This window comes from Erwinia sorbitola (assembly GCF_009738185.1).
Classification (GTDB): Bacteria; Pseudomonadota; Gammaproteobacteria; order Enterobacterales; family Enterobacteriaceae; genus Erwinia; species Erwinia sorbitola.
In genome coordinates, this window is the sequence record NZ_CP046509.1 from 2,632,364 (window position 1) to 2,658,788 (window position 26,425).

The window sequence follows — 26,425 nt, forward strand, 5'->3', positions numbered from 1 at the left end:
AGTGGTCTGCCAGACAGAATCAGCGCGTGGTACGCGCAGAGGTCGAAATGGTGCGCGCGGGCATAGCAAACAGCAGCAACGCAGGAACCAGATAGATAAACCATACGGCCACTTCACTGACGCTTGGCGCTTCCTGGTAGCCCAGCAGCCCTTCCAGCAGAGTACCGATAACGCTGTGAGTGGTTAACACGCCGCTGAAGTCGAATGCCAGCTGCTGGAAGTGATTCCACAGCCCGGCTTCATGGAAAGCGCGGATCGCCCCGGCGGCCAGACCGGCTGCGACAAAAATGATAAACAGGCTGGTCCACTTGAAGAAACTGGCAAGGTTAAGGCGTACCCCGCCCCAGTAAATAAGCATACCCAGCACCACTGCGGTACCGAGGCCCAGCATCGCTCCCAGCGGCGGGCCGTAGCCCACATCCTGCTGAAATGCCGCCAGCAGGAAGAAGACTGACTCCAGGCCTTCACGTGCCACGGCCAGAAACACCATCATCACCAGCGCCCAGCCGCTGCTGTTGCCTTTCTGCAATGCGCTGTCGACAGCATCTTCCAGCTGCGCTTTTACGTTTCGGGAGACTTTGCGCATCCAGAACACCATCCAGGTGAGGATCACTACGGCGACAACGGCAACCAGGCCCTCGAACAGCTCCTGCTCTTTCTGCGGAAATTCGCCAGTGGTTTCATTGATAAACCAGCCCAGTGCCAGGCACATAGCGGCGGCAACAAACACCCCAATCCACATCGCGCCAAACCACTGGCTGCGCTGGGTGCGTTTCAGATAACTGGCTATCAGGCTGACAATCAGCGCCGCTTCCAATCCTTCGCGTAACATAATGAGAAACGGGACAAACATGCCATACACCTCAGAGCGTGAAATCAGGTCAAAAACCGTAAAGATAAGTAAAATAAAAACGATACTGATTATCATTATCGCGCATTAAATTACAAGATGGCTGGAAGATATTTTCGTGTTTTGCGAGGAGGGTAAAAGCATTCGAGGTAGCTGCGGGCGGGCAGTTCCTCAACGCCAGGCCCCGTCAGAGAGCCTGAACGTATAGCGGGAATGGCAGAAAACAAGCCTATACGCTGGCATCAGACAACGCCAGCGCACAGAGAACGATTATTAGTCGGCCTGGTATTCCGCTTCAGCGGCATCAAAACGCTGCTGCGCGGCGGCAGATGGCGCTTTGCCCAGCAGGCTGAACGCCACAATGGCAATCGTGGCAAACAGGAAGCCCGGGATGATCTCGTAAAGATTCAGCCATGCATACTGTTTCCAGATCAGAACCGTTGCCGCACCGACAATCATACCGGCCAGTGCGCCATTACGCGTCATGCGCTTCCACACCAGAGAAAGCAGTACTACCGGCCCGAATGCAGCGCCAAAGCCCGCCCAGGCGTAGCTCACCAGCCCCAGCACACGGTTGTCCGGATTCGCCGCCAGCGCAATGGCAATGGCGGCCACCAGCAGCACCATAAGACGCCCGACCCATACCAGTTCACGCTGGCTGGCACCCTTACGCAGGAAGTTCTTATACAGATCTTCCGTCAGCGCGCTGGAACAGACCAGCAGCTGGCAGCTAAGAGTGGACATTACTGCCGCGAGAATTGCCGACAGCAGAATACCGGCAATCCAGGGGTTAAAGAGAATACGCGCCAGCTCTATAAAGATACGCTCACCGTTTTGCGAGACTTCGCCCGCCTGATCCGGATGGTTCTGGAAGTAGGCAATACCGAAGAAGCCCACGGCAACGGCACCCGCCAGGCAGAGGATCATCCAGACCATGCCGATACGGCGCGCGGTACGAATGGAGCGATGAGAATCAGCAGCCATAAAACGCGCCAGAATATGCGGCTGACCGAAGTAGCCCAGTCCCCAGCCCAGCAGAGAGATAATCGCCACAAAGTTCAGGTTCTTCAGCATATCAACGTTGCCGAGGCTTTTTGCTTCGATCACTTTCATCGCATCATCCAGGCCACCGACGGCGAGGATAACCATGATCGGCGTCAGGATCAGAGCAAAAATCATCAGGGTGGCCTGAACAGTATCCGTCCAGCTCACTGCCAGGAACCCGCCAACGAAGGTGTAAACGATAGTGGCTGCGGCACCGGCCCACAGCGCCGTTTCATAGCTCATGCCGAAGGTGCTTTCAAACAGTCGTGCGCCCGCCACCACGCCCGAGGCGCAGTAGATGGTGAAGAACACCAGGATAACCAGCGCTGAGATCACCCGCAGCAGCTTGCTGGAGTCTTCAAAACGGCTGGAGAAATAGTCAGGCAGCGTGAGGGCATTATCATGATACTCAGTCTGCACACGCAGACGGCCCGCAACAATTTTCCAGTTCAGCCAGGCACCAAGTGTCAGGCCGATGGCAATCCAGCTTTCGGAAATCCCGGAAAGGAAGATGGCACCCGGTAGCCCCATCAGCAGCCAGCCGCTCATATCCGATGCACCGGCAGAGAGCGCAGTTACCACGCTGCCCAGACTGCGTCCACCCAGAATATAGTCATCAAAGTTTTTCGTTGAACGGTAAGCAATAAAACCAATCAACACCATGCCGAGAATATAAATACAAAATGTCACCATCATTGGCGTACTTACAGTCATTCAGGTTCTCCACTTATTATTAGTTTCCACAGCGGGAGGCTGTATATGCGTCAGCTGCCGGAACGTAGCAAGCCAGCGCAAGGTTATGGCATCCAGCCGGGGGCGGTATCCTGCCGTAAACGGCTGTGTGGCACAAACGATTTAACACAGCTTGCACATCCATTTCACCAGGTTGTTACCTCTAAATGTTGGCAGGTTGCACTCCATCACATTTCGCCCGGTTGCACCCGCACAACATCCTCATTAAACCCAGGGTTTACGGCACTCTGTAAACCTGGCGAGATTCTTGCAGCAATATCCATGCCGCTTTTTGTGCGTTAACAAAAAGCCAGTTTTAAAGTTTGAGGATAGGGTCACATTTAACGAGGTTGCACAAAGTTGCAACATCAGTGATATTGCACCCTATCATTTGTTATCCACTGATTCAGGAGCTGTAAGGCATGGGCACAACTACCATGGGCGTGAAACTGGACGATGCCACGCGTGACCGGATTAAACAGGCCGCACTGCAAATTGACCGCACCCCGCACTGGCTGATCAAGCAGGCTATTTTCAACTATCTGCACCAGATTGAGCAAGGTACTGCATTGCCTGAACTTCCAACCGGCAGCACCCCGGTTGAAACTGAGGAACGCCCGCCGGAGGAGACGCATCAGCCCTTCCTCGACTTCGCCGAGCAGATTCTGCCACAGTCGGTCGCCCGTGCCGCCATTACCTCCGCCTGGCGTCGTCCTGAAACGGAAGCGGTGCCGATGCTGCTGGAGCAGGCGCGTTTACCACAGCCGCTGGCAGAGTCCACCCACCGTATGGCATACCAGCTGGCGGACAAGCTGCGGCACCAGAAAGGTGCAGGCGGACGCGCCGGAATGGTGCAGAGCCTGCTTCAGGAGTTCTCCCTCTCCTCACAGGAAGGGGTGGCGCTGATGTGCCTGGCTGAAGCGCTGCTGCGTATTCCTGATAAGCCAACCCGCGATGCGCTGATCCGCGATAAAATCAGCAACGGCAACTGGCATTCGCATCTTGGCCGCAGCCCGTCAATGTTCGTCAATGCCGCCACCTGGGGCCTGCTGTTTACCGGCCGCCTGGTCGCCACCCATAACGAAGCGAATCTTTCGCGCTCCCTGAACCGGATTATCGGTAAGAGCGGCGAGCCGTTGATCCGTAAAGGGGTCGATATGGCGATGCGCCTGATGGGTGAGCAGTTTGTTACCGGAGAAACCATCGCCGAAGCGCTGGCTAATGCCCGTAAACTGGAGGAGACGGGTTTCCGCTACTCCTACGATATGCTCGGCGAAGCCGCGCTGACGGCCCAGGATGCGAAAGCCTATCTGCTCTCGTATCAGCAGGCGATTCATGCCATCGGCAAGGCCTCAAACGGTCGCGGTATCTATGAAGGCCCGGGCATCTCGATTAAGCTCTCTGCCCTGCACCCGCGCTACAGCCGTGCGCAGTATGAGCGGGTGATGGAGGAGCTCTACCCTATTCTGAAATCACTGACCCTGCTGGCGCGCAGCTACGACATCGGCATTAATATCGATGCCGAAGAAGCCGACCGCCTGGAGCTGTCTCTCGACCTGCTGGAAAAACTCTGCTTTGAGCCGGAGCTGGAAGGCTGGAACGGCATCGGTTTTGTTATTCAGGCCTATATGAAACGCTGCCCGATGGTGATCGACTATCTTATCGATCTGGCCCAGCGCAGCCGTCGCCGCCTGATGATCCGCCTGGTGAAAGGGGCTTACTGGGACAGCGAAATCAAACGCGCCCAGATGGACGGGCTGGAGGGATATCCGGTCTACACCCGCAAGGTATATACCGATATCTCCTACCTTGCCTGCGCTCGCAAACTGCTGGCGGTGCCAAACCTGATCTATCCGCAGTTCGCCACCCATAATGCGCACACGCTGGCGGCTATCTATCAGCTGGCAGGCAATAACTACTATCCGGGTCAATATGAGTTCCAGTGCCTGCACGGCATGGGTGAACCGCTGTACGAACAGGTGGTGGGCAAAGTCGCGGACGGTAAGCTTAATCGCCCCTGCCGTATTTATGCTCCGGTTGGTACTCATGAGACCCTGCTCGCCTATCTGGTGCGCCGCCTGCTGGAGAACGGTGCCAACACCTCATTTGTTAACCGTATTGCCGATGCCACCCTGCCGCTGGATGAGCTGGTCGCCGATCCGGTTTCCGCCGTGGAAGCGCTGGCGCGCAGCGAAGGGGCCGTCGGCCTGCCGCATCCAAAAATCCCTTTGCCGCGTGAGCTGTATGGCAAGCATCGCCAGAACTCCGCCGGGCTGGATCTGGCCAATGAACATCGCCTTGCTTCACTCTCCAGCGCACTGCTGAACAGCGCCAGCCAGACCTGGCAGGTGCAGCCGATAATTGATGCTCCGCTGGCAGCAGGCGAAAGCAGCCCGGTAATTAACCCGGCTGAACCAATGGATGTGGTGGGATATGTGCGCAGCGCGACTGCGGAAGAGGTCTCTGCGGCGCTGGATGCCGCTGCGGGTGTCGGGCCGATCTGGTTTGCCACGCCGCCGCAGGAGCGTGCCGCCATCCTTGAGCGGGCGGCCATTATGATGGAAGGCCAGATGCAACGCCTGATCGGCATTCTGGTGCGTGAAGCGGGTAAAACCTTCAGTAACGCCATCGCAGAAGTCCGTGAAGCGGTAGACTTCCTGCACTATTATGCGGGCCAGGTTCGCGACGATTTCGATAATGAAACTCATCGTCCGTTAGGCCCGGTGGTCTGCATCAGCCCGTGGAATTTTCCGCTGGCGATCTTCAGCGGTCAGATTGCCGCCGCGCTGGCCGCCGGTAACAGCGTGCTGGCGAAACCCGCCGAACAGACGCCGCTGATTGCTGCCCAGGCGGTGGCGATTCTGCATGAAGCAGGTGTGCCGCAGGGCGCACTGCAACTGCTGCCAGGCGCAGGGGAAACCGTTGGCGCGCAGCTGGTGCAGGATGAACGGGTTCGCGGCGTGATGTTTACCGGCTCCACGGCCGTTGCCACCCTGCTCCAGCGCAATCTGGCCGGACGCCTTGATCCGCAGGGCCGTCCGACGCCGCTGATCGCTGAAACCGGCGGGATGAATGCGATGATCGTCGACTCATCCGCACTGACCGAGCAGGTGGTGACCGATATCGTTGCCTCCGCCTTTGACAGTGCGGGACAGCGCTGCTCTGCCCTGCGCCTGCTCTGCGTCCAGGATGATGTGGCGGAACATACCTTACAGATGCTGCGCGGTGCGATGGCCGAATGCCGCATGGGTAATCCGGAACGCTTCTCAACCGACATTGGCCCGGTGATCGATGCCGAAGCCAAAGCGGGAATTGAGCAGCATATTGAGTCAATGCGCAGCAAAGGCTTTAGCGTATTTCAGGCGGCACAGCCGCAGGCCCCAGGCCGCCACGAATGGCAGAGCGGTACCTTTGTGATGCCAACGCTGATTGAGCTGAACAAGGTTGAGGATCTGACCAAAGAGATCTTCGGCCCGGTATTGCACGTGGTGCGCTTTGCGCGCAATACCTTGCCGCAGGTGATCGATCAGATTAATGCCTCCGGCTACGGACTGACGCTGGGCGTGCATACGCGTATCGATGAGACGATTAATCAGGTGGTGCAGAAAGCCCACGTCGGCAACCTCTATGTGAACCGCAACATGGTCGGTGCAGTGGTGGGTGTGCAGCCGTTTGGCGGTGAAGGGCTGTCCGGCACCGGGCCGAAAGCCGGTGGCCCGCTCTATCTCTATCGTCTGCTGTCGCACCGTCCGGATAATGCACTCTGCGTTACCCTGAATCGTCAGGATAAAGAGCGCCCGCTGGACGCCACGCTGCGTCCGGCGCTGCTGCTGGCGCATCAGGCTCTTACCGCCTGGGCCGCAGACCGCCCGCAGCTGGCAGCCTGCTGCGAACGCTTTGCCGAGCTGGGCCAGGGGGGCACCGTGCGTCTGCTGCCGGGCCCAACGGGGGAGCGCAATACGTTTACGCTGTTGCCGCGTGAGCAGGTACTCTGTCTGGCAGATAATGAGCAGGATGCGCTGGTGCAGCTGGCGGCGGTAACCGCCGTTGGCAGCCGTGCGCTGTGGAGTGATGACGATCTGCATCGCAGCCTGTGGCAGCAGCTGCCGGAAGCGGTACAGCAGCGCATAGCGTTTGCCGCCAGGCCGCTGGAGAGCACCACTTTTGATGCGGTGATCTATCATGGTGATGCCGATCAGCTGCGCGATCTCTGTCAGGCGGTGGCAGCCCGCAGCGGGGCGATTATATCGGTGCAGGGCTTTGCTCGCGGTGAGACCAACCTGCTGCTGGAACGCCTGCTGCTGGAGCGCTCACTCAGTGTGAATACCGCTGCGGCGGGAGGCAATGCCAGCCTGATGACCATCGGCTGATCCAGCAGGCACAGAAATACGGGCGACCATAGTGGTCGCCCTTTTTGATTACCGGGCATCAAACTTCATACGCAGCAGTTTCGGATAGATAAACAGCGACTGTCCCCAGCCTCGATTCAGCAGTGTCCACACCGCCACGGAGCAGCCAACGCACAGCAGTACCATCAGCAGCGGGAAACCGACGGCCCACAGCAGTGAGAATGACGGGCTGGCGAACAGCTGATGACTGACGGCAAACAGGATTGCTGACAGACCAAAGAACTCAATGAAAATGCGGTGCAGCACATAGATCTGCAATGTGTTTTTCCCCACCCAATTTAACCAGCGCATAGAAAACGTCTGATTCAGCCAGCGGCAGAAAGCAATGCAGAAAAGGATGGCCAACACGCAGAGGAACAGACTCTGTTGCAGCCCCAGCAGACTGTGTCCTGCGGCCAGCACCGTCAGCAGCGCCCAGGGCAGCAGGTTATCGCGTCGCCACTCGCTCCAGCGAATTAGCAGCTCGCTGTAAAAAGCGCCAAACAGGAAGAAGATAAAGTACTGTGACAGGCTCTCCGGCCCCCAGCCTGGAATAATATTGCTGACGGCGGCGTAGTTCAGCACCACAGCCACCAGCAGTATCAGCGGCTTTTGCTGCCGGAACAGGCGGGCAAACAGGAAGAACAGCGCCAGTGCATAGAGATACCATGAGGAGCTCATTGCCAGCAGCATCAGCTTAAGAAACTGCCACGGGGAGTCAGCCCAGGCGGCGTTGATATTATCGGAGAGATGTTCACCCATAATCCCCTGCGAAACGCCGTTAATCATCAGCCACTGGATCGCGCCCCAGAGGAAATAGAGATAAAACAGATTGGTGACGCGGCTGGTGAACACCTGTTTCCAGGGCCGGTTCAGGATGGCATTAGCCGCCAGCATTCCGGAGACAAAGAAAAATGCCGGCATGCGTAATGGGGAAAGATGTTGATTAAAGGCCAGCCATAATTTAGCCGGTAACTGCCCGGCGGTAAGTAACGACGCGGTATCGGCATAGCCTGGCAGCATCACGTGGTAAAGCACCACAAGTAAAATACAGCCGCCTTTCAGGGTATTTACCCAGGGGATTTCTTTTTTGGTTGTCATGGTAATGACTCCGACAATGAGTACTGGTGTGTGTAAAGAAAAAAACTGTCCTCCGTTACGTGCACGGTTTTTATATTTATAATTGGTATAAAAAATGGCCGATATTAACTATCGGCCATTATTAATTGTCATTAGCCGTTGTTAGTGGCTTTCTCCACCGGCTGTGGTTTTCGCAGCAGTCGCGGATAGATAAACAGTGCTTTACCCGGGCCGCGATTAAGCAGATTCCACGCCACCAGCGAAATACAGGTAGTAACCGTGACTGCCACCACCGGCAGCAACAGCGCCCAGGTCAGTGAGAAGGCCTGGCTATCAAACAGGCCGTATTTCACCGCCAGCGTCAGCATGGTCAGGCCCAGCAGTTCGATAAAGATGCGATGCAGCACGTAAATTTGCAGCGTATTACGGCCTATCCAGTTGAGCCAGGCCATATTAAAGCGGTTATTCAGCGCACGGCACAGCACAATCCCGGCCACAATTGCCACGATGCAGTAGAACGGGTTTTTCATCATCCCGGCAGCATGATGCGCCACGCCAATCAGCACCATGGCACCGAGCAGAGCAAGGTGACGGCGCGTCAGCTGGCTTAACTCCACCAGCGTATGGCTGAAGAAAGCACCCAGCACAAAATAGACAAAGTTCTGCACTACACCGTTCGGCCCCCAGCCGGGCACCAGATGGAACTGCGTGGCATAGTTAAGCAGTATCGCTCCAACCAGCAGCAGCACCTTCTGCCGATGGAACAGCTTCGCGGCGACGAAATATCCTGCCAGCGCATAGAGATACCACAGGCTGGTCATCGACAGCGTCAACAGTTTAACGAACTCCAGCGGCGAACTGGCATAGGCCGCATTCACTGCCGTTGAGAGCTTCTGACCGATCAGATTGGCGGAAATATTGTAAATACTCGCCCACTGAATCACACCCCAGAGAATATAGAGGTAGAGGATGTTAGTGAATTTTTTAGTAAATACCTCGTTCCAGCTCTTTTTACTGATGGCACTGGCTGCCAGTAAGCCTGAGACAAAAAAGAATGCCGGCATACGCAGCGGCGAAAGATATTTATTAAATACAACCCACATTTCAGCCGGTAGCATTCCAGCCGTAAGATACTGCAAAGAGGGAATAAAGGTGGTAATAATGGTGTGATGTAAAACCACCAATAATATGCACCCGCCCTTGAGGGTATTAATCCACAGGACTTCTTGCTTGCCAGAAACAGACATAATAAAACCTGATCTCATCATATTATCTCAGAAGTATCCCTTGATACTCTGCGGATCACTATGAGGATCATCCTAAATCATTCCAAATGTTTCTGGTTGTATAAAGTATAGTCAGCAATAACCACTGATTTCAGGCAGGTAGTATTTGAAATTAAGAATATCCTTAGCGAGGGCGCTTTATTTAAAAGCTGCTTCTGCTTAACTCCACGCCACTCACTGAAGCAGAAGGGCCTGATTTAAGCCCTTCTCCCCGCCTGTCAGCGATAGGCAAACAGCGCTGGCGCACCGCCGGTATGGATAAAGACAATCGGCCCCTCACGGCGAAAACGGTTCTGGCTGATGCCATCAATCAGCCCTGCCATTGCCTTGCCGGTGTAGACCGGGTCGAGGAAGATCCCCTCCAGACGGGCCAGCAGCTTCACCGCTTCCATGCCCTCTTCATTCGGTTCGCCGTAACGCGGTGCAAAATAGTCATCCCACAAAGTAACGGGAGCGGAACTCACCATCTCCAGCGAGCGCGCCAGCTCATGGCGGATTTTATCCACCTTTGGCAGCTGATCGGCAATTTTACGGGAAACGGTGACGCCTACCAGCTCCGTATCGGGCAGCAGATGTTCAAGCCCCACTGCAAGGCCGGCATGGGTGCCTGCGCTGCCGGAGGCCACGACCACCGCGGCAAAATCAACCACGCCTTCGCTTTGATGGGCAATCTCCTGCGCACAGTCAACGTAGCCCAGCGCTCCCAGCGCATTTGAGCCACCAACCGGAATGGTGTAAGGACGAAAGCCCTGGGCTTCCAGCAGAGTTGCCTGCTGCTCCAGCTGAACATCAGGCGCATGCAGCGCATCCACCATCACGATTTCGGTGTTCATCAGCTCCAGCAGCAGACGGTTGCCGTTATGCAGGTAGTTCTCTGCGGTAGTGCCAATGGGATTTTCCAGTAGAGCCACACACTTCAGGCCCAGCTTCGCCGCCACCGCCGCCGTCTGGCGCACGTGGTTAGACTGGATGGCACCGGCGGTCAGCAGCACGTCAGCACCGGCGCGCAGGGCATCCGCCACCAGGAACTCCAGCTTTCTGAGTTTATTACCGCCCAGCGCCACCGGCGTGACATCGTCACGTTTGATAAAGATATCACGCCCGAGATAATCGGACAGACGGGGTAAATGCTCTAAAGGCGTGGGCGAGCCCAGCAGTTCAAGGCGGGGGAAATTAGCTATGTTATGTAAAGACAACGCGGCCTCCAGGCAGGCTTTCAGATTATCTCTACAGTGTTGCAGAAGATGACCTGATGGTCATCTTCGAATTTCAGCATTACAACGCGAGGATTCCGCTGGTAACGGCTTCAAACCTTAGAAGAACAGCCAAAATAATTGAAGCCCCGGTTTGGCGCAGCAAGGCGGCAAGTTCGTGCATCCCCGGGAGCTTACATCAGGTAAGTGACTGGGGTAAACGAATGCAGCCAACGCCGCTGCGGCTTCAGGTGTGAAGCCGGAGAATAGCCAAAATAATTGGAGCCCCCTTATGGGGCCTGGTTTAGGCGCAGCAAGGCGGCAAGTTCGTGCATCCCCGGGAGCTTACATCAGGTAAGTGACTGGGGTAAACGAATGCAGCCAACGCCGCTGCGGCTTCAGGTGTGAAGCCAGAGAATAGCCAAAATAATTGGAGCCCCCTTCTTATAGGGCCTGGTTTAGGCGCAGCAAGGCGGCAAGTTCGTGCATCCCCGGGAGCTTACATCCGGTAAGTGACTGGGGTAAACGAATGCAGCCAACGCCGCTGCGGCTTCAAGGATGAAGGCTATTCAGTTGCGCTGCCAGCCGAGGAACTGATCGTACTTCCGCAGCGCAATACGGTAATTGTTATTACCTGCATCTGGTAAATCATTTTCGAGACATTCATGCCAGCTTGGGCCGTTGAGGCGCTCTGCCGGGAAATTACGCGCCGATAACATGTCATCCAGACGGCGCAGGCGAACAACGTATTCGCGAATGGTACTGTGGCTCATTTCAGTCTGCTCGAACAGATACTGCTTGAATGCCATGATGTCAAAGTAAGTCGGATGAGTATTGCAATAAATGTCGCTACAAAAACGGCACAGTGCCGTAAGCTCATTCTGTAATTTTAACCAGACCTGATCGTCGATCAGCTGATCCATCCGGGCGATGGCCTCTTTGTTAATGATTTGACCACGAAAAACCAGTGCCATGCGATCTAGAACTTTTCCACAATGAGAACAGTTGCTCTGGCTGTGTTTGTAGTCTTTCAAATAACGGCTCAACGGCCTCATTTTAGTTTTGGATCCCATTCGAGATTCCCCGGTTGGTGTTGAGAGTGCAAAACTGACTTCGTCAGCGCGCTCCCGTTAACCGGGCGCGCAGGCGTTTTATCGCCTGACTGTGCAGCTGGCTGACACGGGACTCGCCCACCTCCAGCACTGCGCCAATCTCTTTCAAATTCAGCTCTTCCTGGTAATAGAGCGTCAGCACCATTTTTTCGCGATCGGGCAGTGCTTCAATCGCTTCAATGACACGCTCGCGCAGACTTCCTTCCATAAGCTGGTGCAGCGGATTGGCTTCTTCATGGCCGTCCGTCACCAGCTCTGCGCTGTCACCGTGTTCTTCACGATATTCGTCGTAGGAGAACAACTGGCTATTATTGGTGTCCAGCAAGATCTGCCGATACTCTTCCAACGACACATCAAGCTGTGAAGCCACTTCCTGCTCGGTGGCGGAGCGTCCTAGCGCCTGTTCCACCTGATGCATGGCCCCTGCCACTTCGCGCGCATTGCGGCGCACGCTGCGTGGTGCCCAGTCGCGGCTACGAAGTTCATCGAGCATCGCCCCCCGAATACGCTGTACGGCGTAAGTCGTGAATGCGGTGCCTTGTAGTGCGTCGTAACGCTCTACGGCATTCAGTAGCCCGATCCCACCCGCCTGTAACAGGTCATCCAGTTCCACGCTGGCTGGCAGGCGTACCTGCAAGCGCAGTGCTTCATGGCGAACCAGCGGTATGTATCGCTGCCACAGCGAATGTTTGTCCATCACGCCATCGGCGGTATATAGATCGTTCACTCTGACCTACCCTGCGTTAATTAAGTTATCGGCACGATTATCTGTTTCTGTAGGGAATATTGATTGGGGGAATAGCGGTTAAAAAGGCGGGTTATTTAATTTTTGTGCGGCTGAACACTCCCCGCAGACCGAATTTTTGTCGCGGGGATCTCATTTCAGGGTAATTCTCAGTTTTTACGCATCAGACGCTGACGGGTATTTTCCGGCACCCGGTGCCACAGCGCACAGACCTTCCCTTCCAGCTCTTGATAGAACGGTAACAGGGTGTGGTCTTCCTGCAAGGCGCGGCGAAAATGCACCGTTCCGTGTAGCGGATCGATGGTCATTCTGCGGCTGGTAAACAGTCGTTGCAGGTCGCTGCGCAGAAACAGCCCGTTATCAACGCTGTTATCCAGCAGGTAGCCCTGCTCATTCTCGCGGGTATCGATATGGCAGGCCTCCACCCAGGGCCAGGCGTGTTCATCCGTCAGCAGCGTACCGGTAATCACACAGGCGCCATAACGCTGGCGTACCGCATGAGTGAACTCATGCTGGCTGGCACGCTGCCACAGGCGCGCTTTAACGCGCCGCCCGACCTGAGTGCCCGGGATCACGCCGCCGGGTGGCGGCAGCAGCGGCGAGGTCAGCACCACAATAAACTGAAGCTGGCGTGAATATTCGAAACAGGGCTGCGACTGACGGTCATACAGCTGCCAGTATTCATCTTCTTCATCGCTGCGTAACAGTGTCAGAGTATAACCACGCTGTTGCAGCAGGCTCTGCGCCATAATCGAGGCGGGATCGAGCATCGCGAGAACTTTGCTCTCCCCCATTACCTTCCAGGTATTCCATGGTGCAGGTTCCAGCGGACGACGAAAGTAGAGAAAACTCTCCTGACGCTGCAAATAGTGTTCGAAGCGTTGCAGATAGTTTTTACGTTCGTTGTCGTTGGTTATAAACAGCAGGTCTTCCAGCGGAATATGGTTATCTTTGCTGGCAAAGATAGCGCGAATAGTCCAGCTTTTGCTTGAAGTTGACGGGCTGAGTAATCCACGGGTCGTCAACGATTTATCATCGGGGTATTTTCTGCTGTAGCGGTCGTTTATCTCCTCAAACGGCAGTAGTTCCCCTGGTAACAAGTCATAGTTGAAGCGCATAGCACACTCCAGAGAGAAAAAACCCGCGATAGTGCGGGATTTAATAAAGGTAAAAAGGATTTAATATCTACCCTAAATAATTCGAGATGCAGGCAGGCAACGACGCAGCGAATTCTCACAAGCTCACTCCGGTAGTAACTGGAGTGAGCAGCAAGAGCCAGCAATCCTGAACCCTGAAGTATCACGGTATTACTTTAAAAGATAAATTAAAGACAAATCGTCGTTCACTTTAACGTTATCAATTTCTTCAAAGAACGCTGCCATTGAAGAGTTATTATGTTTTGTCACTGCATGGAAGCTGTAGATAATATTAATAATATCATCCTCATATATCTCCCCCACCAGCTCAACGCAGGCCGCAATCAGCGAGCGGATCATAAACCATTCAGCGGTCAGCAGATAAAGGCTGGCTAACGGTGAACGCCCCTGATAGCCGGGGAATGAGTCGCTGTAAATACGGTATTGCAGATAATTGCTGATCAAATGTGGTCGCTCTGCCATCCAGGGCATCACTTTCTCGTTCCAAACCGCATCCAGACGCGTCATTGATGAACCAATATCATGATCTTTGGCATCACTAATCTGAATATGTACCAGCTTGGTGAGGTAATGCTGCAACATATCTGAGGAGCGTGTTTTTGTTTTGCTTGAGAAATAGGTTTGCATCCGCATTAACAATGACCACTGTAACTCCTGGTTGTTGTTAATCTCCGCAATGTTCTGCGCCGCTGAACCGTTGCCGATAGCATCCATGATATTAAAGTAATCATTCTCTAATGCTTCGCTATTAAAACCCTGCTCTTTTTTCATCTGCTCAAGATGAAGCAATAACATCGCAATACCATACAGGCCTTCATTAGCGTTACAGCCCGCCGCTTTAACCATATTGGCACACATCAGATTGACTAATTTATGCTCATTATCAACGTCTTCGTTTTTGTTGGCTTCAGCCTGAATCTGTACAGTCTGATTAAACAGCATCGCATCCGGTCGAGTTAAAAGCTTTTGGGTCGCTTCCGGGCAGGAGAGAGTCAGCGATTTCTTGACTTCATATTTATGCATGTACTGGGTACGCGGGTAGGTTGCACAGGTCGGGCTAAGAGCTGACGGCCCCATCTGTTTGTGTACCTTGCACAGCTTCTCTTCATCCATAAACGCGCAGTTTCCCTTTGAGGTAAGCTTCATTAACCCCCAGTTCTTGAAACTTTTTTTAACTTTAACAATGTTTTCAGAAGCAATATTTCTGATTTCAATCTGAGCGCTTTTCAGATAGCGATTAACCGTTGTTTTATCCAGCGTGACATCCCACCCCTTGCAGCAGTGGTCGCGGCATTCACTGCCTACGCACCTGAAGTCAGTGACAAAAACCGGCTCAACAACTGTAATCTCTTTCATATTCTGTCCCGCTTAAAATCGAGTTATTGCCTTAATAAAAAGGCGACCCGAGGTCGCCTTTCGTATGCTTATCGATTAATCGATTAGCCCTGCAGCAGAGACAGAACCTGCTGTGGAACCTGGTTAGCTTTAGCCAACACTGAGTTACCAGCCTGCTGAATGATCTGCGCTTTAGACATGTTTGACACTTCTGTTGCGTAGTCAGCATCCTGGATACGGGACTGAGCAGCAGACAGGTTAGTGGTGGTGTTGTTCAGGTTAGTTACCGCTGAGTTCAGTCGGTTCTGTACCGCACCCAGGCTTGAACGGAAGGTATCAACCTGTGCAATCGCTTTGTCCAGCAGTGCCAGTGGGTCAGCAGATGCTGCGCCAGCGAACTCAGCAGTTGGGCTTGCAGTTGACAGTTCAACAACAACTTTGTTGTCAGTACCAGTTTTGCTGTTGTCATCGGCCAGTGCAGTACCAACGGTTGTGGCGAAGTTTTTGCCCTGGAAGGTCACGTAGCCTTTAGCTGCGCCAGTAGAGTCAGTACCTACTTTGATCAGCTGGTCAGCCTGAGTTGCTGCGGTGGTCAGACCGTTGTCGGTATCTTTGTACTCAACGTCAGCTTTGTTCAGGGTAACAGCACCGGTAGAGTGGTCGATAGATGCAGAGTAGAAGTCGCTGCCGCTCTGTACTACGAACTCTTTAGTTGCCGCACCAGTTGAATCCAGGGTGTTGTGCAGGGTCAGGCTTGATGCATCAACAGTTTTACCGGTTGCGGTAGTCAGTGAAGTTGCAGCAGCAGACAGGTTAACAGCAACAGGAGCAACACCTGCAGCGCCGGTGATCTGAGTGATGGTATCGCCAGTTTTCAGCGCGTTACCAGATACTGAGAAGCCGCCCAGACCCAGAGTAGAAGAGTCGATTTTCTGCAGGTCGATGTCGATGGTCTGACCGTCGTTTGCGCCAACCTGGATGGACATTTTGCCATCTTTAGCCAGTACGTTCACGCCGTTGAACTGAGTCTGACCAGATACGCGGTCGATTTCAGACAGACGGGATTTGATTTCGTCCTGGATTGAAGACAGGTCAGAAGTAGAGTTAGTACCGGTCTGAGCCTGAACGGTCAGTTCACGAACGCGCTGTAAGTTGTTGTTGATTTCTGACAGTGCGCCTTCAGTAGTCTGCGCAGCAGAGATACCGTCGTTGGCGTTACGAGCAGCCTGAGTCAGGCCCTTGATGTTAGAGGTGAAGCGGTTAGCAATCGCCTGGCCAGCAGCATCGTCTTTCGCACTGTTGATACGCAGGCCAGAAGACAGGCGCTCAATAGAAGTAGACAGTGCAGACTGGTTTTTGTTGATGTTGTTCTGGGTGATCAGCGAGAGGCTGTTGGTATTGATTACTTGTGCCATGATAAAGTTTCCTGTTAAATCATTTCGGGTTAAGTGGTTGGGCTTGTTTGCCCCCCGGCTTCATCGCCGTCAAAGTTGTTATCGTCTGTCCCCCAGTAACCTTTAGAATTTTTTTTGCCTCTCACTGTTTTTTTTCGTTTTGCCCTACTCGCAGAAATACCCCTCCTTATGGCTGCTATTCGCTTTATTGCCGCTGCACAAATAATCGTAAACTTTGCTCATCAATGGCCGATAACCTCGGTATTCATACTCCGTCCTGATTAAATAAAGGAAACATCATGGCTAGTGTATCTACCCTGGGTATTGGCTCCGGCCTACAGTTAAGCGACATATTAACCAGCATGCAAACGGCTGAAAAGGCTGCATTAACTCCTATTTCAACGCAGCAGACCGCTTTTACCGCCAAGCTGAGTGCCTATAGCTCCATGAAGAGCGCACTGACCACTTTTCAGACTGCCAACGATAAACTGAACAAAGCTGACCTGTTTAGCGCCACCAAAACTGTGAGCAGCTCCACAGCTTTCAGCGCCACCACCAGCACCGGTGCCGTAGCAGGTAAATACACTATCGCGGTTTCACAGCTGGCTGCGGCGCAGACGCTGACTACCGGGGTACAGACCAGTAACACCACTGCCCTGGCCACGGCTGACAGCACCATCTCGATCAAGCTGGCGGGCAGCACTAAAGCAGTTGACGTCAAAGTGACGGCGGCAGACTCCTCGCTGACCGGTATTCGCGATGCTATCAATAAAGCAGATGCCGGCATGACCGCCAGCATTATTAAAACCGGCGACGGCAGCTACCGTCTGTCGCTGACATCTGATGAAACCGGTGTTGATAATGCCGCCACCATCAGCGTTACCGGTGACAGCGCGGTGCAGAGCCTGCTCGCCTATGACGGAACAGCAGGCGGAAATGTTACCGAGAGCGTAACCGCAAAGAACGCCCAGCTGAAAGTGAACAACGTTGATATTGAAAACAGCAGCAACACCGTCAGCGATGCGCTGGAGGGGATCACGCTGAATCTGACGGCGGAGACCAGCGGCACCCAGTCGCTGACGATCACCAAAGACACCACGACTGCCTCAAGTACTATTGCCGCATGGGCAACTGCCTATAACGCTTTACAGGACAGTCTCAACGCGCTGACTAAATATACTGCGGTGGATGCGGGTACAGCGGCACAGGACAGCAGCAATGGCGCCCTGCTGGGTGACAGCACCCTGCGTTCCATTCAGTCGCAGATGAAAAATATGCTGACCAATACCGCCAGCACCTCAACTTTTAAAAGTTTGTCGCAGATTGGTATTACCACCGATCCGACCAGCGGCAAGCTGATCACCGACCAGACCAAACTGGATGCAGCGCTGGCGAAAGATCCGGACGGTATCAAAGCGATGATTATTGGTGACGGCAAAACCACCGGTATCACCACCAAACTGGCCACCAACCTGACCAGCTGGTTATCCAGCACCGGCCTGATTCAGGCAGCAACGAATGGCGTCAGCAAGACCCTGAACAATCTGACCGAGCAGTACAACAAGGTGAGCGACAATATCGATGCCACCATTGCTCGTTTAAAAACCCAGTTCACTGCGCTGGATGTGATGATCAGTAAACTGAACTCCACCAGTAGCTATCTGACAACGCAGTTTGCGACGTCAAGCAGCTCCAGCAGCAGTTCATCGTAAGTAAGGAACCATAATGTATAGCGCAAGCGGTACCAAAGCCTATGCAAAAATCGGCGTAGAAAGTGCAGTGATGAGTGCCAGCAATGACCAGCTGATCACTCTGCTGTTCGATGGGGCACTCAGTGCCCTGGTTCGTGCGCGCCTTTTTTTACAGGACGGCAATACGGTTAAAAAAGGAGAGTCATTATCTAAGGCCATTAACATCATTGAAAATGGTTTGAAACTGGGCCTGGATGAAGCCACTGAAGATGAGTTAACGCAAAATCTGCTGGGACTGTACCGCTATATGGTGCATCGCCTGCTGCGCGCTAACATCGACAATGATCCCGCTGGGATTGAAGAAGTTGAAGCGCTGCTGCGCAATATCGCCGACGCCTGGAAAGAGGTTTCCGGCACAACCGCTCTGGTTTAGGACTCTGTATACATGAAAATTGCCCCAAATCTGCTCGCGATTTATCAGGAAATTTTGACTCACAGCCAGTCTATGCTGCGTCTGGCTGGAGAAGGACAGTGGGACGAACTGATTGATATGGAAGTTAACTACCTCAGCGCCGTGGAAAAACTGGCGAAAGCGACCCAAAATGAACCGGTACCGACTCATGCGCAGGAACAGCTGCGCCCGGTACTGCGCCATATCCTTGATAATGAAGCCGAGCTGAAGAAGCTGCTTAAGTACCGTCAGGATGAAATTGCCGGTCTTATCCAGCAGGCCGGCCGCCAAAAGTCGGTAAACAGTGCCTATACAAAAGGGGCTGGAGTGGTGTTGTTTCCCACCGGAGCCAACGGATACAGCTGATATTTAACTCGTTATGCCTTTATTCAACACCAGTCGGGCCAGCGCGGAGAAAATAATTCCCCCCTGGCCCGCACTTTTTCTGCCGCCTCGCTCATACTTCATTTTCCCGTCTGGCGAAAATGGAAGCAAAACATGCAGAACCCCACGCTGTTGCAGTTTTTTCACTGGTACTACCCTACAGGCGGCAAACTCTGGCCGGAAGCGGCAGAACGAGCGCCCTGGCTGGCTGAGATTGGCATTACGGATATCTGGCTGCCCCCGGTGTATAAAGGCGAATCCGGCGGTTATTCCGTTGGCTACGACAGCTATGACCTGTTTGACCTGGGTGAATTTGATCAGAAAGGTTCCCGCGCCACGAAATATGGTGATAAAGAGCAACTGCTGGCGGCCGTAGAGGCGCTGAAATCTCATGGGATTGGCGTAATTCTCGACGTGGTACTCAACCATAAAATGGGTGCCGACGAAAAAGAGCAGGTTCAGGTCAACCGGGTAAACCCGGATAACCGCGAAGAGATTGATCCGGAAGTGATTACCGCTGAAGCCTGGACGCGCTTTACTTTCCCGGTGCGTGCCGGAAAATATTCCCGGTTTATCTGGGACTACAAATGCTTTAGCGGCGTCGACCATATCGAAAATCCTGATGAAAACGGCGTGTTCAAGATCGTCAACGACTATACCGGTGACGGCTGGAACGATCAGGTTGATGATGAGCTGGGCAATTTTGACTATCTGATGGGAGCCAATATCGATTTCCGCAATCATGCGGTGACCGAAGAGCTGAAATACTGGGCGCGCTGGGTGATGAACGAAGTGCACTGTCGCGGCTTCCGCCTTGATGCCGTGAAGCATATTCCGGCCTGGTTCTATAAAGAGTGGATTGAGCACGTACAGGAAGTGGCCGAGGAACCGCTCTTTATTGTGGCTGAGTACTGGTCACATGAGGTGGATAAGCTGCAACAGTATATTCACCAGGTGGAAGGCAAAACCATGCTGTTTGATGCCCCGCTGCAAATGAACTTCCACAACGCGTCAAAACAGGGCGCTGACTACGATCTCACGCAGATTTTCACTGATACGCTGGTGGCGACCGACCCCTGGCATGCCGTGACGATTGTTGCTAACCATGACACTCAGCCGTTGCAGGCGCTGGAGGCTCCGGTTGACCCCTGGTTTAAGCCGCTGGCCTATGCACTGATCCTGCTGCGTGAAAACGGCGTTCCGGCACTGTTCTATCCCGACCTGTTTGGTGCCAGCTATGAAGATGAAGGCGGCGACGGCGAGCAGTACAAAATTGAGATACCAGTGATTGCCGAACTGGAAACCCTGGTACGCGCACGCCAGCAGTATGCCCACGGCGAGCAGCGCGAATGGTTTGATCATCCCAACTGCATCGCCTTTTCCCGCAGCGGTACCGATGAGATGCCGGGCTGCGTGGTGATCATGTCTAACGGAGAGGCTGGCGAGAAAACGCTGGATCTGGGCGAGAATTACGCCGGGAAAAGCTGGCGCGATCTGCTGGGGCATATCCCGGAAGAGGTTGGCAGCGACGAACAGGGTAACGCAACGTTCCGCTGTCAGGGTGGCAGCGTTAGCGTTTGGGTGCTGATTTAAACTCCGGTCGTGGCCTGTTCGGCCACGACATCCCACGCTTAGTTTTTCGGTTTCTTCTCTTTCTCAATATATGTCATTTTATGTTTCTTCTGGTGCTCTTCATCGGTATCAAAGGCCGTCGGCGCGGCCGTCGCTACCGGTTTTGCCGCCGCTGCATTTGCCAGATCGTCGCGTGCTTTCCGGCACTCGGCACTAAGCTGCGTCACTTTCTGCATAATCAGCTTGTCGTAGTGCAATTCGGTGCCTTCCAGCTCCAGCGGCATTACGCGCACCTCGTTATTCACATTTACCCACTCGCCGTCAAAATAGGTGATTTTGCCCGGTTTGGCGATGACGCGCTGCCACTGGCGGCAGTCCAGGGTATCACCCTCAGCGGTGATAATCAGGCTGGCTTTTGCCTGATCGCTGACCAGACCGCGCTGCGGGCCAAAGGTTTGCCAGTTACCCACCAGCGCTGCCGGAGGCGGAGTTTTCACCGCGCTGGCGTAATCAGGTAACTGCGCACAGCCACTTAAGGCCGTGACCACCGCCGCTGCAACAATCCACTTTTTCATTTTATTCATCCTGATTTTATCAATTAGGCGTTACGTTATAATTTTTACCTGCCCTGCCGCAAGCCCGGCGCGCCCTGCCACCGCGCTTTCTGTTTTTTCATCTCTTTTCCGGCACTTAGTTTGCAGGAAAAATAAGCAAATCGCTAAAGTTTGCCTTATGTGCTGCCGATAGCAGTTATCTGAGGGAACCAGCCGCGCAGAGATTCAACCAACCCTCCCAGACCATTGCTTTGTCAATTCAGGGGAAACAACTGCTATGCGATTAACTATTCGCGCCCGTCTGATCGGGATCGTGGGCCTGCTGTGCATACTGCTGATTATCGCCGCAGTATGGGGAATTATCGGGCTTCGCGCCGCTGACCAGCGCGCCGCCGCCACCTACCGTACCGAACTGCTGCCGTTACAAAGTTCTGCCCGCCTCTATCGCCTGGCACAATTACAATCCGCCACGCTGTTTGAAGCGCTGCGCTACTGGACTGACGCCGGAGAAGTCGATAAACGCCTTGCCACTATTCAACACTATGCCAGCCAGATCGAACAGGAGCGCGCTCAGTACCAGAGTCTGGCACAGATCCCCGGAACCGAAAAAGTCAGTCAGCAATTTGTGCGCGACCTCACCGGATGGCAGCAGGCGCTGAACGATGCCGGTGCACTGCTAAAAACCGGCAACCCTTCAGCCGCGCTGGTGATCATCGAAACCCGACTGCGCAGCGGCAGTCTGGCGTTGCAGCAGGGCATTGACCAGCTTGACCTGCTGATGCGCGAACACGCCGGACACACCTACCAGCAAAGTGCACACTCCTACCAGCTGGCACGTAACAGCCTGATCGCTATTCTCACCGTTGGCCTGCTGATGGCGCTGATTGCCGGCATGATGCTGGTACGCTCGATCAGCCGCTCGGTGGGCAATGCCCGTCAGCTGGCGGAAGAGATCGCCAACGGCCAGCTTGACCACCATATTGAACATTTCGCGCCGGATGAACTGGGTGAGCTGATGCGTGCCCTGGCGAGTATGGATCACCGCCTCTCCGGTATTGTGCGTGAGGTCGGCGACAGCGCCGTGGCGCTCAATGATGCCGCCCATCAGATGGCTGAAGGTAACCAGGATCTCTCCGGCCGTACCCTTGCGCAGGCCAGTTCGCTGGAGCAAACCGCTGCCAGCATGGAACAGATGACCGCCACGGTAAAACATAATGCAGATAACGCTTCACAGGCGAACGAACTGGCGATGACCGTGCGTGAACAGGCATTACGCGGCAGCAAAGTGCTGGACGATGCCGTTGGTGCGATGCGTGAAATCGAGAGCTCCAGCAAGCAGATAGCCGATATAAACCGGGTGATTGATGAGATTGCCTTCCAGACCAATCTGCTGGCACTCAATGCCGCGGTGGAAGCCGCTCGCGCCGGTGAAATGGGACGCGGCTTTGCCGTTGTAGCCGCTGAGGTACGCCAGCTGGCCCAGCGTTCAGCTCAGGCGGCGCAGCAGATTAAAACGCTGATTCAGACCAGCGTCAGCAAAGTCGATACCGGCAGCTCTCTGGTGCTGCGCTCAGGCGAAATGTTGCAGGAGATCAACGGCGGTGTGGCACGGGTGGTGGATATCGTGGGTGAGATCGCCATCTCCAGCCGTCAGCAGTCCAGCGGCATTGAACAGGTCAACGTGGCGGTGATTCAGATGGACAGCGCGACTCAGCAAAATGCCGCCCTGGTGCAGCAGGCGAGCAGCGCCAGCCAGACGGTGAATCAGCACGCTGAACTGCTGGTGGAAAAAATGGCCTTCTTCCGTTTACGCGGTGACCGCCCCCGTTCCCCATCGCTGTGAAATCAGGAGCGACTATGCGTAACAAACTGACCACCGCCCTGCTGCTGATGCTGGCAGCGGGCGCTGCCCGGGCTGACACCACGCTGAATATTGCGACAATCGCCAATGGTGATATGACCATTATGCAGCAGCTTTCGGGTAGTTTTGAGCAGGCGCATCCCGGTGTTCATCTGCGCTGGCAGGTGATGGATGATGCGGAACTGCGCAAACAGGTGCTGGCGGCGATGAACAGCGGCCAGTCAACCTTCGATGTGATTACCGTTGGCACTTATGAAGCGCCGCTGTGGGGCAAGCGCGGCTGGTTAACGCCGCTGGATAACCTGCCCGCAGACTATCAGGTGGACGATCTGCTAAAACCAGTGCGTAAAGCGCTCTCCTGGCAGGATAAACTCTATGCTCTGCCGTTCTACGGCGAGAGCAGCATGACCTATTACCGGAAAGATCTGTTCGCCGCCCGTGGCCTGACCATGCCCGATGACGTCAACTGGAGCGACATTAAACGGCTGGCGGCGAAGCTGACCGATAAAGCCAATGGCGTATACGGCCTCTGCCTGCGCGGTCGTCCCGGCTGGGGCGACAATGTGGCGTTTATCACCACCATGGCCAACGGTTACGGCGCGCAGTGGTTCGATCTTGACTGGAAGCCGACCCTGGACAGCCCTGAGTGGCGCGAAGTACTGAGCGACTATGTGCAGATGGTGCATGATTACGGCCCGCCCGAGAGCGCGGAGAACAGCTTTGGTCAGATCCTCAAGCTCTTTGCCGAAGGTAAATGCGCCATGTGGGTGGACAGTACCGTGGCTGCCGGCCTGCTGATTAATCCGCAGATTTCACGGGTGGCCGATAAGATTGATTTTGCCCCGGCCCCCGGTGAACTGACGCGTAACGGCTCAAACTGGCTGTGGTCATGGGCGCTGGCGGTACCTGCCAGTGCCGCTAACAAAAGTGCCGCGCAGGAGTTTATCAGCTGGGCGACGTCGCCTGCTTATATTCAACTGGTGGCGAAAACCGTAGGCTGGGGTGCGGTTCCGCCGGGCAGCCGCTACTCCACCTATCAGCAGGCCAGCTATCAACGCCTTGCCCCCTATGCAAAACGGGTACAGGCGGCAATGGAGAGCGCCAGCGTGGAGCAGCCGACGCTCGGGCCGGTGCCCTATCAGGGCGTGCAGTACGTCAGCATTCCCGGTTTCGATCAGATGGGCAATGCTGTGGGCGAAAACATCGCCGCGCTGTTACAGGGCAAACTGACGCTGGATGAAACCCTGAAACGCAACCAGCAGGCAGTCAGCGATATCTACGCCAAAACCAACCCTTAATCCGCACCGGGCAGAACGTCTGCCCGGCTTTCCCCCGCCGATCGCGCCGTGTACACTAGCGCCTGTCAATTTCTCTGCATCAATTCAGGCCTGCACTATGAAAACCGTTGAAGAATATTACGCTATCGCCAAAGATCTGTTTCTTGAGGCGCACCCGACGCTGAAATCCGGCATTGAAAACCTGACGGCTGAACAGGCCGCCACTCTCGGCATGAGCGTGGAACAGCTTCAATCGATGCAGAAAGATCGCGCCTATGCAGCTTACGTGCGTGAGAAGAAGCTGGACGGCATGCTGTTTGCCATTCAACTGGCAGAGCCGGATAAAGAGGTGATGGTTGCGGCTATTGAAGCCTATCTGCATACCCATGCTGAAGCGCTGGGGATGAGCTGGGAAGAGTTTTGTATTAAAAACGAATTGTAATCACAGCGGGACGCCCGGATAAAAGGCGTCCCGCTCTGTATGCTCTGACCGTTATGCTGGTTAACCGGCCAGAAGCGAACCGGACGATGATGACAGCTCCTCTTCACGGAACGCCTCGCGGCGCACACTGTAGCCGTCGTACCAGCGACATTCGACCATACCGCTGGCAACACCCGTGACAATCATCGCCGGGCCACCATCCTTATGTTGCACTTCATCACTGACGATAAAACTCATGTAAAGCACCTCCCTATCTGGTTATCACTATACCGTCATTTTTCAAGTAGCAGATACGCTGCTCCAAAGACAACAGCCATTTAATACTGCAAATCGAGCTATTCAGGTTATAGCATCTCAACAGAGAAACTGCTGTTAACACCAGGTAAAACATTTGTTAAATAAAAATAAGCAGTTAAAAACACTGAATATAAAAAAAGCGCGTAGTTTTACTACACGCTTTTTATGTGAAACCCGTCGCATTTTGCGCTTAGATTTTACAGCCTTCGCAGTCTGCCTCGTCGCCTAAATCAGCAGGCACTTCAGCTGCTTTTTTCTGAGCATTGGCTTCTGCCTGCTCAAGCTGTGCATCAATATCAAATTCAAACATATCTTCGTTCATCGTTAACCCCTACAGATTTACTGGTTACAGCCCGTCTTTATACTGATTACTGGCGCATTTTGGCAATCAAATTTACTACGCACAGCACAATCGACCCCACAATAACACCCAGAATAAGGTTAGCCAGGTTGCTGACCAGCGTTGCCAGCAGGCCCTGCATACCGGCGCTGAACCCTTCGATCATATGGTGCAGGAACGGCAGTCCGTGGACGATAATCCCCCCACCCACCAGAAACATTGCCAGCGTGCCGACTACCGTCAGAATCTTCATCAGCCAGGGGGCAGCAACCAGCAGCACGCCGCCGATGGCTTTCGCCGCTGAAGATGACTTCTGCTGTAACCACAGGCCGAGATCGTCAATTTTGACAATGCCCGCGACAATGCCGTACACGCCAATGGTTACCGCAATGGCCACGCCCGCCAGGATAATCACCTGGTTGAGCAGCGGAGCATCAGACACGATACCCAGGGTGATTGCCACAATCTCTGCTGACAGAATAAAATCGGTCCGAACCGCCCCTTTAACCTTCTTCTTCTCAAACTCTGCCGCATTTTGCTGCGCTGCATTCAGCAGGCGTGCTTCCCGCGCTTCCGGCGTTTCCTGACTTTTATCTTTGTGCAGGCTGTGCAGCACTTTCTCAAAACCCTCGTAGCAGAGGTAGGCACCGCCCACCATCAGCAGCGGGGTAATAGCCCAGGGAGCAAAGGCGCTGATAAGCAGCGCCAGCGGCACCAGAATCAGTTTGTTAAGAAAAGAACCTTTCGCCACACTCCATACTACCGGCAGCTCACGGTTAGCTTTCACCCCGCTGACCTGCTGTGCGTTCAACGATAAGTCATCCCCCAATACGCCGGCGGTTTTTTTTGCCGCCACTTTGCCCATCACGGATACGTCATCCAGCAGGGTGGCAATATCGTCCAGTAAGGTCAGTAAACTACTTCCAGCCAAAATCTCGTTCCTTATTCATGTTCATCATGTTGACAACAGGGGCACAGCTCGATTTCAGCCACCGCCATATCGGCGATACCATCACAGTCCCACTCAACGCGCACAGGCTGCCCCGGCGCTTCTGCATGGTGCAGATATTTACTTACCGGGCTTTCGGTCATCCCGCTGATCTCTTCGGTGGCAATCAGCCGATCGCCCACGAAAATACGCGCCGTCGCCTGGGTGGTGACCATGCGTTCGCCGCTGAGTTTATACAGACGTCTTACCGTCAGTTTGACACTGGCCATGGTTCACCCCTGGCTGGCTGTA

Annotated in this window: 23 protein-coding genes; 8 read left to right on the forward strand and 15 right to left on the reverse strand. The window is 54.3% G+C overall.

The features are described 5' to 3' along the window. Positions 1-19: 19 nt before the first annotated feature. Both efeU and putP read right to left on the reverse strand, forming a co-directional pair. The gene (gene efeU / locus GN242_RS11770; protein ID WP_154750918.1) at positions 20-853 is read right to left on the reverse strand and encodes an iron uptake transporter permease EfeU; all 834 of its coding nucleotides are present in this window, start codon (positions 851-853) and stop codon (positions 20-22) included. A gap of 270 nt (positions 854-1,123) precedes the next feature. Continuing rightward, positions 1,124-2,608, reverse strand: coding sequence for a sodium/proline symporter PutP (putP, locus tag GN242_RS11775; protein ID WP_156287533.1), 1,485 nt, complete (start codon positions 2,606-2,608; stop codon positions 1,124-1,126). A 440-nt stretch (positions 2,609-3,048) separates the two neighbouring features. On the opposite strand from putP, the gene putA reads away from it, so the two are divergent. After that, positions 3,049-6,996, forward strand: a complete 3,948-nt coding sequence (gene putA / locus GN242_RS11780) for a trifunctional transcriptional regulator/proline dehydrogenase/L-glutamate gamma-semialdehyde dehydrogenase (protein WP_156287534.1) — start codon at positions 3,049-3,051, stop codon at positions 6,994-6,996. A gap of 48 nt (positions 6,997-7,044) precedes the next feature. Here the strand turns inward: putA and GN242_RS11785 are convergent, their stop codons facing one another. The 8 genes from GN242_RS11785 to GN242_RS11820 all read right to left on the reverse strand — a co-directional run bounded on the left by GN242_RS11785 (position 7,045) and on the right by GN242_RS11820 (position 16,337). Continuing rightward, on the reverse strand, positions 7,045-8,121 hold the full coding sequence (locus GN242_RS11785) for an acyltransferase family protein (protein ID WP_374189536.1): 1,077 nt from the start codon (positions 8,119-8,121) through the stop codon (positions 7,045-7,047). Positions 8,122-8,246: 125 nt separating this feature from the next. Beyond that, entirely contained in the window at positions 8,247-9,341 is a 1,095-nt protein-coding gene (locus GN242_RS11790; RefSeq protein ID WP_154750914.1) for an acyltransferase family protein, read from the reverse strand. A gap of 257 nt (positions 9,342-9,598) precedes the next feature. Next, entirely contained in the window at positions 9,599-10,576 is a 978-nt protein-coding gene (locus GN242_RS11795; protein ID WP_154750913.1) for a D-cysteine desulfhydrase, read from the reverse strand. Positions 10,577-11,142: 566 nt separating this feature from the next. After that, positions 11,143-11,646: a flagella biosynthesis regulatory protein FliZ gene (gene fliZ / locus GN242_RS11800; RefSeq protein WP_154750912.1), complete on the reverse strand. Its 504-nt coding sequence runs from the start codon at positions 11,644-11,646 to the stop codon at positions 11,143-11,145. A gap of 43 nt (positions 11,647-11,689) precedes the next feature. Next, complete coding sequence (locus GN242_RS11805) at positions 11,690-12,412, reverse strand: RNA polymerase sigma factor FliA (protein ID WP_062742546.1); 723 nt, start codon at positions 12,410-12,412, stop codon at positions 11,690-11,692. Between the two features lie 167 nt (positions 12,413-12,579). Continuing rightward, a complete protein-coding gene (locus tag GN242_RS11810) occupies positions 12,580-13,548 on the reverse strand; it encodes an HNH endonuclease signature motif containing protein (protein ID WP_154750911.1) in 969 nt (322 codons plus the stop codon). A gap of 189 nt (positions 13,549-13,737) precedes the next feature. Then, positions 13,738-14,943 carry a flagellin lysine-N-methylase gene (gene fliB / locus GN242_RS11815; RefSeq protein ID WP_154750910.1) on the reverse strand — a complete coding sequence of 402 codons (1,206 nt, stop codon included), beginning with the start codon at positions 14,941-14,943 and terminating at the stop codon, positions 13,738-13,740. A gap of 83 nt (positions 14,944-15,026) precedes the next feature. Beyond that, positions 15,027-16,337: a FliC/FljB family flagellin gene (locus tag GN242_RS11820; RefSeq protein WP_156287535.1), complete on the reverse strand. Its 1,311-nt coding sequence runs from the start codon at positions 16,335-16,337 to the stop codon at positions 15,027-15,029. Between the two features lie 278 nt (positions 16,338-16,615). Between GN242_RS11820 and fliD the strand changes: the two genes are divergently transcribed. From fliD to amyA, 4 genes are all read left to right on the forward strand, one after another. Further along, positions 16,616-18,028: a flagellar filament capping protein FliD gene (gene fliD, locus GN242_RS11825; protein WP_154750908.1), complete on the forward strand. Its 1,413-nt coding sequence runs from the start codon at positions 16,616-16,618 to the stop codon at positions 18,026-18,028. A gap of 13 nt (positions 18,029-18,041) precedes the next feature. Beyond that, positions 18,042-18,440: a flagellar export chaperone FliS gene (fliS, locus tag GN242_RS11830; RefSeq protein WP_154750907.1), complete on the forward strand. Its 399-nt coding sequence runs from the start codon at positions 18,042-18,044 to the stop codon at positions 18,438-18,440. Positions 18,441-18,452: 12 nt separating this feature from the next. Next, on the forward strand, positions 18,453-18,824 hold the full coding sequence (gene fliT / locus GN242_RS11835; RefSeq protein ID WP_156287536.1) for a flagella biosynthesis regulatory protein FliT: 372 nt from the start codon (positions 18,453-18,455) through the stop codon (positions 18,822-18,824). Positions 18,825-18,956: 132 nt separating this feature from the next. Continuing rightward, on the forward strand, positions 18,957-20,435 hold the full coding sequence (amyA, locus tag GN242_RS11840; protein ID WP_154750905.1) for an alpha-amylase: 1,479 nt from the start codon (positions 18,957-18,959) through the stop codon (positions 20,433-20,435). A gap of 38 nt (positions 20,436-20,473) precedes the next feature. On the opposite strand, the gene yedD is transcribed toward amyA, so the two are convergent. Continuing rightward, entirely contained in the window at positions 20,474-20,989 is a 516-nt protein-coding gene (gene yedD, locus GN242_RS11845) for a lipoprotein YedD (RefSeq protein WP_156287537.1), read from the reverse strand. A 256-nt stretch (positions 20,990-21,245) separates the two neighbouring features. Here yedD and GN242_RS11850 point away from each other — a divergent pair, with 256 nt between their 5' ends. From GN242_RS11850 to GN242_RS11860, 3 genes are all read left to right on the forward strand, one after another. Then, positions 21,246-22,811: a methyl-accepting chemotaxis protein gene (locus tag GN242_RS11850; protein ID WP_156287538.1), complete on the forward strand. Its 1,566-nt coding sequence runs from the start codon at positions 21,246-21,248 to the stop codon at positions 22,809-22,811. Positions 22,812-22,825: 14 nt separating this feature from the next. Then, positions 22,826-24,127: an ABC transporter substrate-binding protein gene (locus GN242_RS11855; RefSeq protein WP_231617090.1), complete on the forward strand. Its 1,302-nt coding sequence runs from the start codon at positions 22,826-22,828 to the stop codon at positions 24,125-24,127. Between the two features lie 97 nt (positions 24,128-24,224). Next, the gene (locus tag GN242_RS11860) at positions 24,225-24,548 is read left to right on the forward strand and encodes a DUF6388 family protein (protein ID WP_154750902.1); all 324 of its coding nucleotides are present in this window, start codon (positions 24,225-24,227) and stop codon (positions 24,546-24,548) included. 60 nt (positions 24,549-24,608) lie between these two features. Here GN242_RS11860 and GN242_RS11865 read toward each other — a convergent pair whose 3' ends face one another. From GN242_RS11865 to GN242_RS11875, 4 genes are all read right to left on the reverse strand, one after another. Further along, entirely contained in the window at positions 24,609-24,785 is a 177-nt protein-coding gene (locus GN242_RS11865) for a YodC family protein (protein WP_154750901.1), read from the reverse strand. 250 nt (positions 24,786-25,035) lie between these two features. Next, positions 25,036-25,167, reverse strand: coding sequence for a hypothetical protein (locus tag GN242_RS21850; protein ID WP_255474411.1), 132 nt, complete (start codon positions 25,165-25,167; stop codon positions 25,036-25,038). A gap of 46 nt (positions 25,168-25,213) precedes the next feature. Next, positions 25,214-26,116 carry a DUF808 family protein gene (locus GN242_RS11870; protein WP_154750900.1) on the reverse strand — a complete coding sequence of 301 codons (903 nt, stop codon included), beginning with the start codon at positions 26,114-26,116 and terminating at the stop codon, positions 25,214-25,216. An 11-nt stretch (positions 26,117-26,127) separates the two neighbouring features. Beyond that, entirely contained in the window at positions 26,128-26,403 is a 276-nt protein-coding gene (locus tag GN242_RS11875) for a hypothetical protein (RefSeq protein WP_156287539.1), read from the reverse strand. Between the last annotated feature and the right edge of the window lie 22 nt (positions 26,404-26,425).